The 17,647-nt window shown below is 67.3% G+C and carries 20 protein-coding genes and 1 pseudogene; 10 read left to right on the top strand and 11 right to left on the bottom strand.

The window, feature by feature from the left end; translation table 11 throughout:
* Nucleotides 1–3 precede the first annotated feature (3 nt).
* On the top strand, nt 4–447 hold the full coding sequence (locus tag BMZ25_RS16970) for a universal stress protein (protein WP_092695799.1): 444 nt from the start codon (nt 4–6) through the stop codon (nt 445–447).
* A 7-nt stretch (nt 448–454) separates the two neighbouring features.
* Complete coding sequence (locus BMZ25_RS16965; RefSeq protein ID WP_092695797.1) at nt 455–1,168, top strand: maleate cis-trans isomerase family protein; 714 nt, start codon at nt 455–457, stop codon at nt 1,166–1,168.
* Nucleotides 1,169–1,181: 13 nt separating this feature from the next.
* Here the strand turns inward: BMZ25_RS16965 and BMZ25_RS16960 are convergent, their stop codons facing one another.
* Nucleotides 1,182–2,819, bottom strand: coding sequence for a tetratricopeptide repeat protein (locus tag BMZ25_RS16960; protein WP_092695795.1), 1,638 nt, complete (start codon nt 2,817–2,819; stop codon nt 1,182–1,184).
* A 151-nt stretch (nt 2,820–2,970) separates the two neighbouring features.
* Between BMZ25_RS16960 and BMZ25_RS16955 the strand changes: the two genes are divergently transcribed.
* Nucleotides 2,971–3,192 carry a hypothetical protein gene (locus BMZ25_RS16955; protein WP_092695793.1) on the top strand — a complete coding sequence of 74 codons (222 nt, stop codon included), beginning with the start codon at nt 2,971–2,973 and terminating at the stop codon, nt 3,190–3,192.
* A 153-nt stretch (nt 3,193–3,345) separates the two neighbouring features.
* Complete coding sequence (locus tag BMZ25_RS16950) at nt 3,346–4,500, top strand: AI-2E family transporter (RefSeq protein WP_092695792.1); 1,155 nt, start codon at nt 3,346–3,348, stop codon at nt 4,498–4,500.
* An 82-nt stretch (nt 4,501–4,582) separates the two neighbouring features.
* Here the strand turns inward: BMZ25_RS16950 and BMZ25_RS21360 are convergent, their stop codons facing one another.
* From BMZ25_RS21360 to BMZ25_RS20960, 5 genes are all read right to left on the bottom strand, one after another.
* The gene (locus BMZ25_RS21360) at nt 4,583–5,581 is read right to left on the bottom strand and encodes a helix-turn-helix transcriptional regulator (RefSeq protein WP_177190509.1); all 999 of its coding nucleotides are present in this window, start codon (nt 5,579–5,581) and stop codon (nt 4,583–4,585) included.
* Between the two features lie 301 nt (nt 5,582–5,882).
* Complete coding sequence (locus tag BMZ25_RS16940) at nt 5,883–6,164, bottom strand: hypothetical protein (protein WP_092695788.1); 282 nt, start codon at nt 6,162–6,164, stop codon at nt 5,883–5,885.
* Nucleotides 6,161–6,499, bottom strand: a complete 339-nt coding sequence (locus tag BMZ25_RS16935; protein WP_092695786.1) for a hypothetical protein — start codon at nt 6,497–6,499, stop codon at nt 6,161–6,163. The genes BMZ25_RS16940 and BMZ25_RS16935 overlap by 4 nt, the downstream gene beginning before the upstream one ends.
* A 12-nt stretch (nt 6,500–6,511) precedes the next feature.
* Nucleotides 6,512–6,817 carry a hypothetical protein gene (locus tag BMZ25_RS16930; RefSeq protein WP_092695784.1) on the bottom strand — a complete coding sequence of 102 codons (306 nt, stop codon included), beginning with the start codon at nt 6,815–6,817 and terminating at the stop codon, nt 6,512–6,514.
* The gene (locus BMZ25_RS20960) at nt 6,814–7,413 is read right to left on the bottom strand and encodes an SH3 domain-containing protein (protein WP_177190508.1); all 600 of its coding nucleotides are present in this window, start codon (nt 7,411–7,413) and stop codon (nt 6,814–6,816) included. The genes BMZ25_RS16930 and BMZ25_RS20960 overlap by 4 nt, the downstream gene beginning before the upstream one ends.
* A gap of 384 nt (nt 7,414–7,797) precedes the next feature.
* On the opposite strand from BMZ25_RS20960, the gene ugpB reads away from it, so the two are divergent.
* The 6 genes and pseudogenes from ugpB to BMZ25_RS16895 form a co-directional block, all read left to right on the top strand.
* Nucleotides 7,798–9,114 carry a sn-glycerol-3-phosphate ABC transporter substrate-binding protein UgpB gene (ugpB, locus tag BMZ25_RS16920; protein WP_092695782.1) on the top strand — a complete coding sequence of 439 codons (1,317 nt, stop codon included), beginning with the start codon at nt 7,798–7,800 and terminating at the stop codon, nt 9,112–9,114.
* Nucleotides 9,115–9,199: 85 nt separating this feature from the next.
* Nucleotides 9,200–10,084 (top strand): sn-glycerol-3-phosphate ABC transporter permease UgpA, encoded by an 885-nt coding sequence (gene ugpA, locus BMZ25_RS16915; protein ID WP_092695780.1) that lies wholly within the window; start codon nt 9,200–9,202, stop codon nt 10,082–10,084.
* A gap of 11 nt (nt 10,085–10,095) precedes the next feature.
* Entirely contained in the window at nt 10,096–10,944 is an 849-nt protein-coding gene (gene ugpE, locus BMZ25_RS16910) for a sn-glycerol-3-phosphate ABC transporter permease UgpE (protein WP_092695778.1), read from the top strand.
* Nucleotides 10,945–10,946: 2 nt separating this feature from the next.
* Nucleotides 10,947–12,029, top strand: a complete 1,083-nt coding sequence (gene ugpC, locus BMZ25_RS16905) for a sn-glycerol-3-phosphate ABC transporter ATP-binding protein UgpC (RefSeq protein WP_092695776.1) — start codon at nt 10,947–10,949, stop codon at nt 12,027–12,029.
* A gap of 304 nt (nt 12,030–12,333) precedes the next feature.
* On the top strand, nt 12,334–12,546 hold the full coding sequence (locus tag BMZ25_RS16900; protein ID WP_092695775.1) for a hypothetical protein: 213 nt from the start codon (nt 12,334–12,336) through the stop codon (nt 12,544–12,546).
* 289 nt (nt 12,547–12,835) lie between these two features.
* A pseudogene (locus BMZ25_RS16895) lies at nt 12,836–13,078 on the top strand (integrase core domain-containing protein); the annotation flags it as partial.
* 308 nt (nt 13,079–13,386) lie between these two features.
* Here the strand turns inward: BMZ25_RS16895 and BMZ25_RS20955 are convergent.
* The 5 genes from BMZ25_RS20955 to BMZ25_RS16875 form a co-directional block, all read right to left on the bottom strand.
* A complete protein-coding gene (locus BMZ25_RS20955; protein WP_177190506.1) occupies nt 13,387–13,671 on the bottom strand; it encodes a hypothetical protein in 285 nt (94 codons plus the stop codon).
* 768 nt (nt 13,672–14,439) lie between these two features.
* The gene (locus BMZ25_RS16890; protein ID WP_235859918.1) at nt 14,440–15,033 is read right to left on the bottom strand and encodes an SCO family protein; all 594 of its coding nucleotides are present in this window, start codon (nt 15,031–15,033) and stop codon (nt 14,440–14,442) included.
* Between the two features lie 5 nt (nt 15,034–15,038).
* Entirely contained in the window at nt 15,039–16,013 is a 975-nt protein-coding gene (locus BMZ25_RS16885; protein ID WP_092695771.1) for a DUF1775 domain-containing protein, read from the bottom strand.
* 93 nt (nt 16,014–16,106) lie between these two features.
* Entirely contained in the window at nt 16,107–16,391 is a 285-nt protein-coding gene (locus BMZ25_RS20545) for a hypothetical protein (protein ID WP_143071551.1), read from the bottom strand.
* A gap of 285 nt (nt 16,392–16,676) precedes the next feature.
* Nucleotides 16,677–17,647: BCCT family transporter (locus tag BMZ25_RS16875; protein WP_177190507.1), on the bottom strand; the 971-nt coding region annotated here is incomplete at its 5' end.

The following is a 17,647-nucleotide window of genomic DNA, read 5'->3' as shown; positions in this document are numbered from 1 at the left end:
CCGATGTTCAACACGATCCTCGCCGCCTATGACGGGTCCAAGGGCGCCGATCTTGCGCTGGAAAAGGCCGCCGAGCTGGCCAAGCTCTGCGATGCCGAGGTCCGGGTGCTGACCGTCTACCGCCACCATTCGATGCTCGAGGCGTCGCTGTCGATGGTGCGCGGCTCGTCCGAGGCGAACACCAACATGGACGACGTGATGCGGGACGTCGCACGCGAGACGGCCGAGCAGGCCAAGACGTACCTGACCGACACCGGAATGGAGAAAGTCAGCGCCTTCATCCAGGGCGGCCCCTCGGCGCGGACCATCGTCAGTTTCGCCAAGGAGAACGGCTGCGACCTGATCGTCCTGGGCTCTCGCGGGCTGGGATCGTCCGAGGGCTACATGCTGGGCTCGGTCAGCCACAAGGTCACCAGCCTGACCGACATCCCCGTGCTCGTGGTGTAGCCGCGCCATGCGGCCCGGCGATCCCATCCGTCGGTTCGGCCTGATCGCGCTGGCCACCGACATGACGATCGAGGGCGACGCGGCGCGACTGATGCCGCAGGGCACGCAACTGCACACCACCCGCATCGCGTTCGAGAACCCGACCACGCCGGAGAGCCTGCGCCGCACCGGGCCGCTATTGCGCGCGGCGGCCGACCTGATCCTGCCCGGCGTGCCGCTGGACGGGATGATCTTTGGCTGCACCTCGGCCGCGGCGGCCCTGGGCGACCGCGTGGCGCAGGAAGTCGGCGCGCGCACGCCGCTGGTGACGCCGATCAGCGGGCTTCTTCGCGCGCTTGAGACGGTGGGGATTTCGCGCATCGGCCTGTTGACGCCCTACCTGCCCGAGACGGCGGATCTCGTCGCGGATCACCTGGAATCCAAGGGGGTCGAGATCGTCGCGCGGCACGCCATGGGCCATGCCGACGACCGCGACATGGCCCGCCTCATGCCCGGCGAGATCATCGACGGGGTGATGGCCGCCGACGACCCACGCGCCGAGGCGCTGTTTCTCAGCTGCACCGCCCTGCCCGCCGTGCCGCTGATCGCCGAGCTCGAGGCGCGGTTGGGCAAGCCGGTCTTTAGCTCGAACCAGGTTGTGTTCTGGGCGACCCTCGACATCGCCCGCATTCCCGGCGACCGGCCCGGACCAGGTTCGCTGTTCCGCTACTGCAAGTGGTGACGGCCCCGCCGGCCTAGGACTCGGGGATCAGCTCGTCGAAACGGGTCAGCAGATCGATGTAGTCGGGATCGTGGTCCCACGAGGGCAGCGATTCCAACAGCACCTGCCGCGACAGCCAGGGATGCGCCGCGCGCCACTTGCGCCCGGCCTCGATCGCGGCGGCCTTGTCGCCCTTGAGCCAGAGCGTGCCGAACAGCATCCGGTAGGCCCAGAGCGCGCGGGGCGCGGCGCGCATGCCCTTTTCGATCAGGGCGATGGCGCCGTCGAAGTCCTTGCGCGCCCTGAGGCAGGCGGATCGGCCGAAGGCGATGTTGAAGCTGAAGGGATCGTAAGGGCTCAGCATCTCGGCCCGGTCGAAACACACCAGCGCCTCTTCCGTCCGCCCGAGATAGCACGACGCCCAACCCAGGCGCAGCCATGCCCAGGCGTTGTTCGGGTCGATCGCGAGCGCGCGTCGGACGAGATCCTCGGACTGCCGGAAATCCCTGAGCGCCAGCGCCGCCGCCGCGCTGAGCGCCGTGAGCGCCGGGGCGTGATCGTCCACCAGCGGCAGAGCCGCGGCAAAGTCGGCGCGGGCCGCCTGTCGCGCGGCTGATGGCTCCGCGCTCCACAGGTAACAGCAGCGGTGAGCGTGGCACCATGCCCGCTGCGCCAGCGCCGGGCCATAATCGGGCCGCTTTCGCAGTGCCGCGTCGAGCAGCGCGATCGCGCGCTCGTTCTCGGCCCGGTCGTGGACCCAGAAATGCGGCAGCGCGGTCAGCGTCAGCTCGTAGGCCGACCGCTCTTCGGGCGCGTGGCGGCGGGCGCGGGCGATCTCGGCCGCGCGCAGGCTTGGCGCGAGCTGCCCGGCGACCTGGATGGCGACCCGGTCCTGCAGGTCGAAGAGGTCGCCCAGAGTGTCGTCGAACCGCTCAGACCAGAGCGTGTGCCCGTCGCGCCCCCGCACCAGCTGCACCCAGATGCGGACGCGGTTTTGGCTGCGGCGCAAGCTGCCCTCGATCAGATAGTCCACGCCGAGCGCCCGCGCCGTCTCGGGAAGCGACAGCGACCGGATCGGCACGGCATAGACCGACTGCCGCGCGACCACGTGGAAGGCCCGCACCCGGCTGAGCGCGCCGGTGATCTCTTCGACGATGCCGTCGGCGAACATGTCGCCGGGATCGACGCCCAGCTCGTCGAAGGGCACCACCGCCAGCGAAGGCTGCTCGGTCCGCGCCGGGACGACAAGTGGCGCGACCGGTTTGGCGGCGGGCTGCACCGCATCGTCCCGCGCCGCGCGGGTGGCGCGCAGCCAGTCCTCGAACCCCTCCGACGGCAGGTCGAAGCCCTGCAGGAACGTCCCCGGCCCGACCACGCCCTCGACCTCCACCGTCTCGTCGAGCCAGACCGCCTGCCGGTCGGCATGCAGCGCGCCGTCGGGCAGCCGGCGCCGCAGGACCGACAGCTCCTGGCGCAGCGACGCCCGCGCCTGCGCCTCGGACCGGTCGGACCACAGAAGATCGGCGAGCAGGCCCCGTTCCGCGCGGTATCCGGGCTGACAGGCGAGATAGGCCAGCAATCCGCATCCCCGCCGGCTGAGACCGGTTTCAGCGTGCCCGTCGGCGCCTGTCATGCGGAACGGTCCGGTCAGGTGCAGGACAAGCTGTGCCATCCCCGTATCATACAGGAATTGTTACGCGCCGTCGGACCTTTTTACGGAGTTCTGACGCGCGTGGGGCTCCGGACGGCCCGGCGCATTGCGCTGCGCTTGCGGCGCCAGTGCATGCTGGGCATCGACACATTTGACCCCGGAGACATTGATCATGGCATACACCCGCCTCGCCCCCCGCCCCGCCACGCTCGGCCAGCTTTTCGCCGCCTGGATCGGCCGCCGCTCCGAAGAGCGCCGCCTTGTACGCGACGGGCACCTTCTCGACGCGATGCCGTGCGACCGGCTGGAGGATATCGGCCTGCCGCCCCGGACCTCGGCGAACCGCCGCACCAGCGGGATGCAGGGACCGCCGCCGAAGACGCAGCTCTGGTAGGACCCTTGCGCCGTCGCGGCCGGACCGCGACGCGCGGTCAGGCAAAAGTCGGACAAGCGCGACCAAATTATTCCCGGTTTATCATCGACACGGCGAACATCCGGATATTTTCTATGGGACTCGCCACAGCCGATGATGACTGGAGCCGGATAGATGACTGACGAGCAGATGCGCGACGCCCCGGCAACCGATCCGGGCTGGGGACGACGCCTGCGCCACGTCGTGCCGAGATGGGCGGTCGTCGGCCTGTTCATCTATGCCAGCGTTTTCCTTCTGAGCTATGCCCAGACGCTGCTGGTGCCGATCGTGTTCGGCATCCTGCTGGCGTTGATCTTTTCGCCGATCCGCCGCTTCTTCTCGCGCCGCGGCGTGCCCTCGCCGGTCACGGCGATGGGGATCATGATGCTGTTGTTCATCGGGCTGTTCGTGCTGATGGGCGCACTTGCCCTGCCGGTCACCAACTGGATCGAGCGCGCGCCGCAGATCATGTACGACGTGCGCGCGCAGTTGCGCGAGATCTCCGGCGCGCTGGACGCGGTCTTCGAGGCGAACGAGCGGATTCAGTCGCTGATGAACAGCTCGGACGCGGATGTGCAGACGGTGCAGCTCGACGACTCGAACCCCGCGCTCAGCATGGCGATGCTGGTGCCGGGGATGCTGGCGCAGATCGTGTTCACCTTCGTGCTGCTGTTCTTCCTGCTCGCCACCGGCGACATGTTCCACCAGAAGATCGTCCACGTCCTGCCCACCTTCAAGGACAAGCGGAAGGCGATGGAAGCCGCCTTCGACATCGAGCGGAAGCTGTCGCGCTATCTGCTGACAATCACCATCATCAACGCCGGCCTCGGCGTGGTCATCGGCTGCCTGATGTGGCTGTTCGGGATGCCGGGCGCCCCCGTGTTCGGGCTGATCGGCTTTCTGTTCAACTTCGTGCCCTATGTCGGCGCCGTGGGCGGCATCATCATCGCCGCCGCCGTGGCGCTGGTGAGTTTCGACTGGGTCTGGTGGAGCCCGATCATCGCCGCCTGCTATTTCATGGCGACCTTCGTGGAGGGCCAGTTCGTGACCCCGACCTTTGTGGGAAAAAGCCTGCGGCTGAACACGGTCGTCGTCTTCGTATCGGTGTCGTTCTGGGCATGGACGTGGTCCTTTATCGGCATGATCGTCGCCATCCCCGTGCTCGTGGCGGTGCGCACGCTCTGCAACTACGTCGACAGCCTTCAGGGCCTAGGCGAGTTCCTGTCCGACAAGAAGGAATACGGCGCCTCGGAGCCCGTCGACGAGGTCGAGGAACGGGTCTCGGCCTGAGGGGCAGCGGATTGGCGGCCAAGGGCACGTTCCGTCATCATGGGTGAACGTCCCCCGGCAGGCATCGCGGGGTCGGTATCGATCACTCTGGCGTCGAAGGGAAGACGGGGAAAGGCTCGGGGTGTCGCGGCAGGCCACGCCCGATGCGCGCCCGCAGCGTCGCGGACGGGCTTTCGCCATAGGTGGCCCGGTAGCTCGCGGCGAAGCGGCCGAGATGCGCGAACCCGCAATCCAGCGCGATGACGGTGACCGATCCCGGCTCGGCCGTGTCGAGCAGCTTTCGCCGCGCCAGGGTCAGTCGAAGCGCCACCAGCTGTTCCCGCGGGGTCTGCCGGCGGACGGCGCGGAAGGCCTGCTGCAGACGCCGCAGGCCGACGCCCGCGGCCTCCGCCACGTCGCTCAGCCGCGCGGAGGACACGTCGCAGTGCCGCAGGAAATCCTCTGCCCGCGCGACGATCATCCGGTCCGACGCGCCGGCGCCCTCGGAGGGGTCCGGCCCGCAGGGCATCGCCTCGCGCAGCATGTCGACCAGCAGGCGTTCTGCCGTGGCGATGGCGCGGGGGCCTGTCAGCAGAGACCGTGGCCCCGTCAGGTCGTCGAACAGGAACCGCAGGTAGGCTCCGATCGAGTGCAGCGGATCGCCCGCCCCCGCCCGGCGCTCGCAGGCCAACACGGCGCCCTGCGCGTCACTGACGCCGAGCGCGGCCGGCGGCACCACCAAGACGAGCGCATCATAGCCCGCCTCGGGCGTGGCGCCGGCCCGCGTGATGCGATGCTCCGGCGCACAGAGGATCGGCTGCCCGCCGTGGGCCGCGCGGCGGCCCTGCGACGTCTCGATGTCGAGCGCACCGCTGCGCGGAAACAGCAGGGTCAGCCTCTCGCGCTCTGTCAGCTCGATCTCGTGCCCGGACGAGATGACACGCGCCGCGGTGGCGCCGATGCCGGGAAAGCTGACGCTCTGGACCTTCATCCAGGCCGGGGCGCCCGTGAAGCGGAAGGCATGCGTGTCGGTGAACAGGCCGGGCCGCAGTGCGCGTTCGGCGCCCGGGCAACCTTCGTAAAGGGTCCTGTGCAGTTCCATCCTCGGCCCTCGCGGCATCGGCAGGCATGATCGCGCGAGAGGAGAAAGCCGCCTTCGAACGACCACCAGAGCATAGCATTACCTTGCGGAACCCCCTAGGAAATGATGACGCCCGCGCCCGTCCGCTCCGCCGCGGCGATGTGAGGATCGTCCGGGCGATCGGCGGCGGTCCCTCGCGGCGGAACACCCGCCGGCGTCGATTGGCCCGAGGATCGCGCTCTAGCCACGCCACCGCACAGATGGCGACAGCCGGCATCAGGTCGATACCGGCGCGCCCCTGACGCCCCGGCGGCGCATCCGGTCAGTTCGCGTATTCGCTGAACACGGTGACACTGCCGTCCGGTTCGCGCCGGCAGGTATAGCGCGTCCCCCCGGCCATGAGCGTCAGGATCGGCCCGCCGCCGGTCTGTATTTCGTCGCGGATCTCGACGGGCGTGGCGAAGCGGGCCGCCTGCGCGGTGCAGGGAGCCCGCATCGACGCGAACTGGCCGCCCGCGCCGCCCGCGGGCGGAACGGAACTCTCGGTGCAGGCCACAAGCGACGCACCGAGAACCAGACCGAGGGCGGGGCCGCGGCCGATCACAGCGCGCCTTCGTCGGTCAGGGACTCGATGCCGGCCGTCGTGCCGTCACGATAGCCGATGCAGCGCCAGGTGCCCGTGGGGCCGACGCGCAGGATGACCTCGGTCCCGGCCTCGGAGAAGGACGAGCTCTGCACCCTGACGTCGCTGTTGCCGGTCTCGGCCCGGACCGCAGCGGCACAGGCGCTGCGGGCCTGCCCTTCCATCGAGTCGCCCGGAACGGCACGCGGTTCGGTCGAACCGGTCGTTCCAGGATCCGAGACCATCATCTCTTCGTCGCAGGCGGCCAGCAGGCCGACCATGACAAAGGCAGCGAATGTGGCGAGACGAAAATTCATCACCGATCTCCCTCAGCAATCTTCGGCGGGCAGCATGGTCACGTCGGAATAGCGGCCCTCCGACGTGGTGATCCGGGCGCAGGCTCCGGTATCGCGGTTGAACCAGTATGTCGTGAGCCCCTCGCTGCGGATCGCCTCGTATCCCAGTGCCTGAAGGCCACCTTCGGCCTGTCCGGCCCGCGCGCCCTCGAACTCCGAGAGGTCCGAGGCGCTGCCGACGGCGGGCATCCCCTGCTCCGACGCGCTCATCTCTTCGTCGCAGGCCGCCAGCGCGAGCAGCGCGGCGGTGCCTGTCACGATCCCGATCTTCCGTTTCATGTCTCACCCTTCCCTTTGAAAATCCCGTCAGCCGGTGCCGGCGATGACGTCGAAAGCCTGCGCGGCGGTGCGTCTGTCCGCCGCCCTGTTCCAGCCCAAGCCGGTCTGCGCACCCGGCGCCCGCGGCCACGCGTAACGAAACGGGCCCGCTGCATCCGCTCGCCCTGCGACGCGCTGCCCGAGATCGGCGGGATCGAGACGTCGATCGCGTATCCGACGGTCCTGTCGGCGTCGCGGTCGTTGCCCATGAGGTAGACGCGGATGGCCCAGTCGCCGCTCTCCGGAACGGTCACCTCGGCGCGGCTGTCCACCTCCATGCTGCCATTGTAGAGCGCGGGGTAATCCTGCCCCGCCGGCACGATGTTGAACGAGGCCGAGCCGTCGCCATTCGTCGACGTCACGGCGAGCGATACCATCATCACCTGCCCCTCGCGGACATTGACCACATGGTCGCGATACTCCTGCCCGCGGATCGTGTCGGTGATCGTGGCGCCCGTCGCTCCGGGTGCGAAGGACACGGTGCGGCTGTCCTGTGCCTGGACGCCGCCACCGCACAGGCACGCCCCCAGCATCGCGGCGCCGAGCCCACGGAACACCGAGGCGAGCGATCCGCGACGGGGTCTTTTCACTGTTGTTTGGGCACGGCTGACCCACCGCCCGTTGATCCGCGTCATCGCCCCCTCCGGAACGCCGTCTCGACGCCCCAATGTCCCGTGCGCCGGCACGGTCGGCTATGCGTTTCGCGAAGGAAGCGAAGCCGGAAAGCGAAATCGGGGTGGTTTCGCGCCTCCGCGTCTCACCGGTCAGCCGGAACGGACGCAGTCCGCAATTCCGGCGCCATGCAATGACTTGGCCCGTGCGAGCGCGAAATGCGCAAGCGCGGTGTCGGCTTCACGAGGGCTTCGTGAAACTGCAACCAAACTGTCACGCACGGCTCTTACGCCCGCGGTCACCGAAGTTTTCAATCGGAGAAAATTCTGATGTACCGCACTTTCCTCGCGGGCGCCTCGCTCGCCGCTCTCTGTGCCGGCGGCGCGGCGGCCCAGACCGAGATCACCTGGTGGCACGCCATGGGCGGCGAGCTCGGCACCAAGCTGGAAGAGATCGTCCAGGGCTACAACGACAGCCAGGACCAGTTCGAGGTCTCGCCCGTCTACAAGGGCACCTACACCGAGACGATGACTGCCGCGATCTCGGCGTTCCGGGCGGGCGAGCAGCCGGACATCGTGCAGGTGTTCGAGGTCGGCACCGGCACCATGATGGCCGCCCAGGGTGCCATCTATCCCGTCTACGAGCTGATGGAGGACACCGGCCAGTCCTTCGACCCCGAGGCCTACCTGCCGGCCGTCGTCGGCTATTACACCGACACCGACGGCAACATGCTGTCGATGCCGTTCAACTCGTCGACGCCGATCCTATACTACAACAAGGCCGTCTTCGAAGAGGCCGGGCTCGACCCCGAGCAGCCGCCCGAGACCTGGTCCGAGGTGGAAGAGGCCTCGCGCCGGATCATGGAATCCGGCGCGGCCGAATGCGGCTTTACCAGCGGCTGGATCAGCTGGATTCAGCTCGAGAACTTCTCGGCGTGGCACGACCTGCCGATCGGCACGCAGCAGAACGGCTTCGGCGGCATCGATCCCGACCTGACGATGAACGGCGAAACGCAGGTCCGTCACTGGAACAACCTCGCCGAGTGGCAGGAAGCGGGCCTGTTCCGCTATGGCGGTCCCGGCGGCGGTGACGACGCCCCGCCGGCCTTCTATGCGGGCGAGTGTGCCATGTACATGAACTCGTCGGCGAGCCGCGCGGGCGTGATGGCGAACACCGACTTCGAGGTCGGCTTCGGCATGCTGCCCCACTACGACGACGTCGAGGGCGCGCCGCAGAACTCGATCATCGGCGGCGCGACCCTGTGGGTCCTGCGCGGCCAGTCCGACGAGGAATACACCGGCGTCGCCGACTTCTTCGACTACCTGTCCTCGGCCGAGGTCCAGGCCGACTGGCACCAGTTCTCGGGCTACCTGCCGATCACCGAGGCGGCCTACGAGCTGAGCCGGGACCAGGGCTACTACGACGAGAACCCCGGCGCGGACACGGCGATCGAGCAGATCACGCTCAACGCGCCCACCGAGAACTCCAAGGGCCTGCGCTTCGGCAACTACGTCCAGATCCGCAACGTGATCGACGAAGAGTTCCAGAACCTCCTCTCGGGCGACAAGACCGCCCAGGAGGCGCTGGACAGCCTTGTCGAGCGCGGCAACCAGCTGATCGACGACTTCGCCCAGGCGAACGGCTGACCCTCGCGCTCCGGGGCGCCGCCCCCGGAGCCCCTGGCGGGCCCGTCACCACGCGGGCCCGCCGTCCTTTCGACAGACCCTCGAGATGCAGACGAAACGCACGATCTTTCACAATCGCTGGCTGCCCTACCTGCTGCTCGCGCCGCAGCTGGCGATCACCGTTATCTTCTTTCTCTGGCCGGCGGCGCAGGCGGTGCGCCAGTCCTTCCTGCGCGAGGACGCCTTCGGCCTGAAGACCGAGTTCGTCGGTCTCGGCAACTACCTCCGGCTCTTCTCGGACCCGAGTTACCTGAACGCCTTCCAGGTGACGGCGGTGTTCGCGGTTTCGGTGGCTGCGCTGTCGATGGGCCTGGCGCTGCTGCTGGCGGTGGCGGTGGACCGGGTGCTGCGGGCGAACCAGAGCTACACGACGCTGCTGGTCTGGCCCTATGCGGTGGCGCCCGCGGTGGCCGGAGTCCTGTGGTGGTTCCTGTTCAACCCGACCATCGGCATCCTGCCCTATGCGCTCGAACAGCTGGGCTATGACTGGAACCACAACCTCGACGGCACGGATGCGATGATCCTGGTGGTGATCGCCGCCTCCTGGAAACAGATCTCCTACAACTTCCTGTTCTTCGTTGCCGGGTTGCAGGCGATCCCGCAGAGCCTGCGCGAGGCGGCCGCAATCGACGGTGCGGGGCCGGTTGAGCGCTTCTTCACCGTCGTGTTTCCCCTGCTGTCACCGACGACGTTCTTCCTGCTGGTCATCAACGTGACCTACACCATGTTCGAGACCTTCGCCGTGATCGACGCCGCGACCGAGGGCGGCCCGTCGCAGGCCACGAACATCCTCGTCTACAAGGTCTACCGCGACGGCTTCGTCAGCCTCAATCTCGGCTCGTCGGCGGCGCAGTCCGTGATCCTCATGTTCATCGTCATCGCTCTCACCTTCGTCCAGTTCCGCTGGATCGAACGGCGCGTGCAGTACTGAGAGGCCCGCCAATGGTCGAGAACCGTCCCCTTCTGACCCTGCTCGCGCACCTGGCGTTGATCGCCGGGGTCGCGGTGGTGGCCTTTCCCGTCTACCTGGCCTTCGTCGCCTCGACCCATCCGTCGAGCGCGTTTCTGTCGGGCACGCTGCCGCTCGTGCCCGGCGACCACATGGGCGAGACCTATTCGCGGATGCTCTTCAGCGGCGTGTCCACATCCGGGGCGCCGCCGCTGTGGCTGATGATGACGAACAGCCTGATCATGGCGCTCTCCATCGCCATCGGGAAGATCGCCATCTCGATCCTTTCGGCTTTCGCCATCGTCTATTTCCGCTTTCCGTGCCGGGCGCTGGCGTTCTGGATGATCTTCGTGACCCTGATGCTGCCGGTCGAGGTCCGCATCGTACCGACCTTCGAGGTGGTCGCGAACCTCGGGATGCTCGACACCTATGCCGGCCTCTCGATCCCGCTGATCGCCTCGGCGACGGCGACCTTCCTGTTCCGGCAGTTCTTCCTGACCGTGCCGGACGAGCTGGTCGAGGCCGCGCGCATCGACGGCGCGGGTCCGATGCGCTTCTTTCGCGACATGCTGCTGCCGCTGTCGCGCACCAACATGGCGGCGCTCTTCGTGATCCTCTTCATCTACGGCTGGAACCAGTATCTCTGGCCGTTGCTCGTGACCACGGACGAGAGCCAATACACTATCGTGATGGGCATCAAGCGGCTCGCCAACGTCGCCGATGCCGACCCCCAATGGAACAACGTGATGGCCACAGTGATCCTGGCGATGGTGCCGCCGGTCCTCGTGGTCATCGGAATGCAGAAGCTCTTCGTGAAGGGCCTCGTGGAGCAGGAGAAATAGCAATGGCTCGGATCGACCTGGACAGCGTACGCAAGATCTATCCCGGCGGCGTCGAGGCGGTGAAGGGCGTCGACCTGCCGATCGAGGACGGAGGCTTCGTCGTGCTCGTCGGCCCCTCTGGCTGCGGCAAGTCCACCCTGCTGCGGATGATCGCGGGACTCGAGACGATCTCGGACGGCGAGATCCGCATCGGCGGCCGTCGCGTCAATGATGCCGAACCAGCCGACCGCGACATCGCGATGGTGTTCCAGAACTACGCGCTCTACCCGCACATGTCCGTGCGCCAGAACCTCTCCTACGGTCTGCGCAACCGGCGGATGGCCCGCGACGAGATCGCCCGCCGCGTCGAAGAGACGGCCCGCATCCTGGAGATCGACGCCTTTCTCGACCGTAGGCCAAAGGCCCTGTCGGGCGGCCAGCGCCAGCGCGTCGCCATGGGCCGCGCCATCGTGCGCGAGCCTGCTGCCTTCCTCTTCGACGAGCCGCTGTCGAACCTCGACGCCAAGCTCAGGGTGCAGATGCGTGGCGAAATCAAGCAGCTTCAGCGCCGGCTCGGCACGACCTCGGTCTACGTGACGCACGACCAGCTCGAGGCGATGACGCTGGCCGATACGTTGGTGGTGCTGAATGGCGGCCGGATCGAACAGGCGGGACGGCCGCTGGATCTCTACCGGCACCCGGACACCACCTTCGTCGCCTCGTTCCTCGGCTCACCGGCGATGAACCTCCTGTCCGCCAGGGTCTCGGGCGGGGACCTTCGCGTGGGCTCCCTGCCCCTCGCCGCACGCCTGCCGGTGCCCGACGGCCCGGTCACCGCCGGCCTGCGCCCCGAGGCGTTCCGCCTGCTGCCGGACTCCACCTCCGGCGCCTTCCGGCTGGACTATGTCGAGGAACTGGGCAGCACCCGCCTGCTGCACGGCCATCTCGAAGGCCAGAGGCTCGTCTGCCAGATGGGGATCGAACACCCGCTCGCGGACCGCATGACGCTGGACCTCGACCCCGAAGCCCTGCATGTCTTCGACGCGGAACGGGGGCGGCGGCTGGACACCGCTTGGCAGCGGGCGCAGATCCGTTCGTTGGCATAGGCCCGGCCACGGGGCGACGTGACGCAGCCGGACCGTGCAAGCGGTGCCGCCGGCCGAAGCGTCCGCCACCGTCACCGATCTACAACAGATCACCGTTCCGGGCAGGCAGAACATCCTCCGTCTTTCCCGCCCCGTCCCGATGCGCGATCCTGCCTGCGTCGTATCGAACCGCCCCGGTACGCAATCCCCAGGGGCCGAGGCCCGCCTTCCGCGCCGCGACCGGCTTGTCCCGCGGAACCGAACGCGGCACACCCGCCTCCCAACAGAACAGGCCCGCAACGCGAACCGCAGAAAGGACCCCGCCATGTCCACCATCCGCCCGGCAACCAGCATCGAGGTCGAAATGACCGACGAGGTCAGGGAAATGATCGACAGCGTCGACGAAGGTCACACACTCGTCGAGGTGGAAGGCGGCGATGAGCTGGTCGTGATGACGACCGACGACTACGCCGACCTTATGACCCAGCTGCGCACCGCGCAGGCCGAGGAAAGCATGGGCTTCCAGGAAGACAGCTGAGTCCGGGAGGGTCTCTTCGCCCTTCACGGCTGTCTCGCGACCGCGGTGACAGAAAAGACCACAAGGGGTCCGCAACAGCGCGCCCTGCGCATGGCGCGACCGCGCGACGTCCTCAAGGCCAAGACGTTGAGTCACCAGCCCGGTGTCTTGGCTCTTCCGCCGGGCCGAAGCCGCCGTTCCGTAAACGTATCGGCGGCACACCATGCGCTTGTCACCCAGTTTGATTTTTGCGAGATCGCCGTGCGTTGAGGTCGTGACTTGGCGCACTCCAACAAGAGAGCATCATGGCAAGAACAGGGTGCTCTGGCACTACATCGCCCCGGGCAAGCCACAGCAGAACGCCTTCATCGAAAGCTTCAATGGCAGCTTGCGCGACGAGCTCTTGAACGAGGAGAGCTTCGACACCCAAGACGACGCCCGGCGCAAGCTGGCGCTCTGGCGCTACGATTACAACGCCGTCAGGCCGCACTCGTCTCTGGGAAACCAGACGCCGCTCGCAGCGAGCCGGACGCTTGAGCAACTTGAGGGCTCCCCGTCAATATTACGAACCACTCAGGTGGGCATGATAGCGGACCGAGCAGCAGCGATGAGAGCGATCGAAGTGTGCTTGCGGACGTTCTCCAGCAGATTTCACAGCGCGAGCGCGATCAAAGTCGGATCGCCGATCACGGGGACCGGCGTGTCCAGACCGCCAGCCTCGACCGGCCAGCCTTCCGACACGAGGAGGGGCCGCTTGCAATACCTGCGCAAATGTCTCCGACGAGTGTCTCTAGGTCCAACGCGGCGCCGCCGTCGAGGCAGGCGATCTCCAGAAGTTGCTCAAGCAGGCGCGCCATCGCATCAACGTCGTGCAAGGGCGCGCTCCGATGCCTGTCGGAAGACGACCCCACCAGCTGCAAGCGAAGAACCGGCCAGGAGCGTCCGTAACTCGCTGGCGGCGCGGTTGGAGAAGTCATGTTGGGCGATGGCTCCCGCCTCGATTCGGTCCCGAGCCTTGTGGTCGGCCGCGATGGCGGGCTGAACCTCCTCCGGCGCGGCCTCGCCGCCGTGGCGCTCGTCGCGGAACTTCTCGAAGGTGATCTGTCCGGCTTGCGCCGCGACCCGGCGCCGGCCACGGAGGCTCAAGCGAACGCTCGCCACGAAGTTGATAACCGACCGCCAACATCGACAAAGCGGCCCGGCCCATCGCAAAGTCCACCCGCAGCGAGATCCGGAGAAGCCCCCGTTCATGCTGACCGCAGCACTAGGTGAAATGGGCTGCTTCCAAACTCCAGCTGCCATTTGCCACGTCGTCCGCCCGACGGGCTCAGTTCCCATTTGGTGGGGAATCCACCCCAAGCTGCATCGGTCCTGCCTGCCGGCTGTCCCCATGGGAACTCGTGCCAGGTGCCGCACAGCAAAAGGCCCCGCCGGTCGTGCCAGACGGGGCCCTCATGTCCTTGATTGCCGGGGCGGTTCAGGCCTTGGCGGACCGACGATTCATGAGCCGCAGGACCGCGCGCTTGATGGCGCGGAACAGGCTGCCATCGGGGAGATAGCTGTCGGGAAACGGGTTGGAATACTTGGTGTCGGGCATCGGACTCGCTCTTTCGCGAAGGGTGATCGTTACGATGCACTAGATAATCCTATCCGATCCGGACCCAAACTCCACGGGCGACGCATCGCGGCGGATTCCCGACATCGGTCACCGAGCTGCGCACCGTGAGAGGCAGGGACGTCCCCGAGCAGGATCGCAAGTTGCACTGGCCAGGGCACGCATCGGCGCGGCATCCCTTCGCATTGGCGACATCGGGGGCGGCCCGTCACGGATCTCGTCATCAAACGCGCGACGTCGGCGCTACCATGCGGTCCGGGACGGGGCTGTTCTCGGGACCCTCGACCCCGTTCGAGCGGTCAGCCCGAGAGCAGGCGGCGGATCTTGCCCACGGCCCTGTCCGTGTCTTCCTGGTAGCCGATCGGCTCGAAGAAGCGGCCGTCCTCGTCGAAGAGCAGCACCATGGACGAATGGTCCATGGTGTAGCCGCCATCTTCGAGAGGCACCCGTCGCGCATAGACGCGGAAGGCGCGGATCGCCTTGTCGATCTCTTCGGGTGAACCCGAGACGCCGGTCACGCCCTCGACCCAGGACACGTAATCGCCGAGCATCTCCGGCGTGTCACGCTCGGGGTCCACCGTGACGAAGAAGGTGCGGATCGGCCCCAACCCTTCTTCGGCCAGAATATCCTGCCAGACGCCGATATCGCCGAGCGTCGTCGGGCAGACTTCGGGGCAATGGGCGAAGCCGAAGAACACCGCGGTGGGGCCACCGTCGAGCGTGCGTTGCGTGAACGTGCCCCCATCAGTGGTGACGAGTTCGTAGTCGCCGTGGCCCAGACTATCCGAAATGCTCCGGTTCAGCCTTGGCTCCAGCACGTAAATCCAGCCCGCGGCGAGAAGGGCAAGCACGGCCAGCCCTCCCCACGCCACGAGCGCGACTTTGCGCATCATGGACATCAATGGCTCCCATGATCGCTGTGGACGCCGTGCTCCGGCCCGGTCGCGTCGCGCGCCATGACCGGCATCGTCAGCGTCACCGCTCCGGCGTCCTCGAAGGTCAGCGTGACCTCGGTCGCGTCGCCTTCGGACAACGGTCCGGCCAAGTCCACGAACATCACGTGGTAGCCGCCGGGTTCGAGCGTCACGGTTTCGCCCGCGGGGACCGGAAGGCCATCTGCCAGCTCGCGCATCCGCATCACGTCGCCATCCATGGTCATCTCGTGGACTTCCGTCCGACCGGCAGCCGGGGAACTTGCAGCGACCAGGGTATCATCCGTCGCGCCGGTATTGGTGATGGTCAGGAAGCCGCCGGCAACGGGCTGGTTCGGCAGCGTGGCCCGCGCGAAGGGCGCCGCGATCTCGAGATCGCCAAGCGTAGCGGTCTCTCCCATCGTTATGGCGGGGCCCCCGTGCCCGTGACCAACGTCCCCTGAAACGAGGCTGAGCGACGGCGCGGGGTTCGGCACGTCATGGGACCCGCTGGTATCGGTCCAGTTCGCGGTGCCATTCGCGCAGGTCTGAAGGGCGGGGAAGAAGAGCGTCTCGCCCGCGGCGAGCTGCGACCCGACGGTACCGCGGATCGTGAACTCGTCGTAGTAGCCGTCCGGCAGGTCGCCGCCGGACCAGGTCACGGCACGAACGCCCTCGGTCATCTCGGTGCCGTGGTTGTCGTAGGGCGTCTCGTAGGCCCCGGTTTCGGTAGAAAGCTCCCAGTCGGCCTTCGGCATCGGCTTCACCGAGTAGAAGCCCTCGGGGATCTCGATGCGCACGGCGCTCGTGGCCGCGCCGTCGCAGCCATGCGGCACGCGCAGCGTGACCTTGGTGGTCGCGCCGATCGCGGCCTCGGTCTGTTCGAGGGTGGCATGTGCGAAGGTTGCGCCGGACACGGCGAAAAGGGCCGCCGCAGCGGTCAGGGTCGTCTTGATGAACATGTCTGTCTCCATTCGGTATGGGATCGCGCACGGTTGGCGGCGTCCCGGAACGTCCCGCTCCGGCCGAGGACGGGCGGGGGAAGATGTCAGAGATCAGACGATGCGCGGTGGGGCCCGCGGCGGGGCATGGGACCGGACATCCTGTGGTCCGACCACGAGATCGCGCCCCAGGCGATGCTCGATGACGCGGGCGATGCGCGCGCCGTTATCCGGGGCGGACATGCGGGGGGCGTCGGGAAGCTTGTGACAGAACGGACAGCGATGCTCGTGCCCGTCCTCGGTGAGGCCGCAAATCTCATCGAGTGTCGCGCCCATGACCTGCAGGACGGCCTGCCGCTCGACCGTCTCACGGTCGGGCGCCATCTGATGCGCGGACACGGTACTGAGCACCGCGAGGAGCAGTGCGGCAAAACCAGCTGTGAACGCTCGGGCGCGACGGCGAAGCATGCGCCAGCTATACACCCGACGAGGTGACGCCAAAATGGCTAAACGTCGCAGGCGCTTTGGCGCCCGCTAAGGTGTGGAAGACGCGCCGCTTTCGTTGATGCGCTGGGTCGTGCAACCGCAAATTCGGATCAGCTCGGATTGAGGTCGCTACCGCCGTGCGGGACGCCGCCGGCCACCGTCGATCCCCGGGCCGAGGCGACGATGGCCGGCACCGGCTTATCGCGGCTCGGTCCGGAGCCCCTGGAGGATCGCCCAGCACAGGAACAGCAGGACCACGGTGAAGATGATGCCCGTGGCATTCACCATCGCCTGAAGCGCCGTCAGGCCCCCGCCGATCAGCAGCACGATGGCCACGATACCCTCGATCGTCGCCCAGAACACGCGCTGCGCCGTCGGCGCCTCGGTCTTGCCGCCCGCGGTGATCGTGTCGATCACGAGGCTGCCCGAGTCCGACGAGGTGATGAAGAACACCAGCACCAGGATGATGCCCAGCGTCGACGTGATCATCGTCAGCGGCATGTCCCCGAACATCGCGAACATCGCCAGCGAGTCGTTATAGTTCTCGATCACGTTCTGGTAGACGCCGCTCTCGGTGCCCAGGTTCGCGACCTGGCTGATCGCGGTGCCGCCGAAGGTGGCCATCCAGAAGACACCGACGAGGGTCGGGATGAGCATCACGCAGGTGATGAACTCACGCACGGACCGCCCGCGGCTGACCCGCGCGATGAACATGCCGACGAACGGCGACCAGGAAATCCACCAGGCCCAGTAGAACGAGGTCCAGCTTTCGCGGAAGCTGTCGTCCTCGCGGCCGATCGGGTTCGACAACGGCACGATATCCATGACGTAGGTCGAGAAGCCGTTCCAGGTGTCCTTGAGGATCTGCAGCGTGGGACCGGCGAGGAACACGAAGAGCAGCAACAGGAAGGCAAAGGTCATGTTGACGTTCGAGAGCACCTTCACGCCCCCGTCGATGCCGCGGATCACCGAGATGAGCGCGATGGACGTCACCCCGGCGATGACGAGGATCTGCGTGTTGAGCGAATCCGGAACGTTGAACACGTAGTGCAGACCCGATGTCGCCTGCTGCGCGCCGAGCCCGAGCGAGGTCGTCAGGCCGAAGAGCGTGGCGAACACCGCGATGATGTCGATGACGTGCCCCGGCCAGCCCCAGACGCGGTCGCCCA

Origin of the sequence: Tranquillimonas rosea (assembly GCF_900111315.1) — a bacterium.
Taxonomy (GTDB): Bacteria; Pseudomonadota; Alphaproteobacteria; order Rhodobacterales; family Rhodobacteraceae; genus Tranquillimonas; species Tranquillimonas rosea.
The sequence above is the reverse complement of the archived record's forward strand: the minus strand, read 5'-3'. Positions and strand labels throughout refer to the sequence as shown.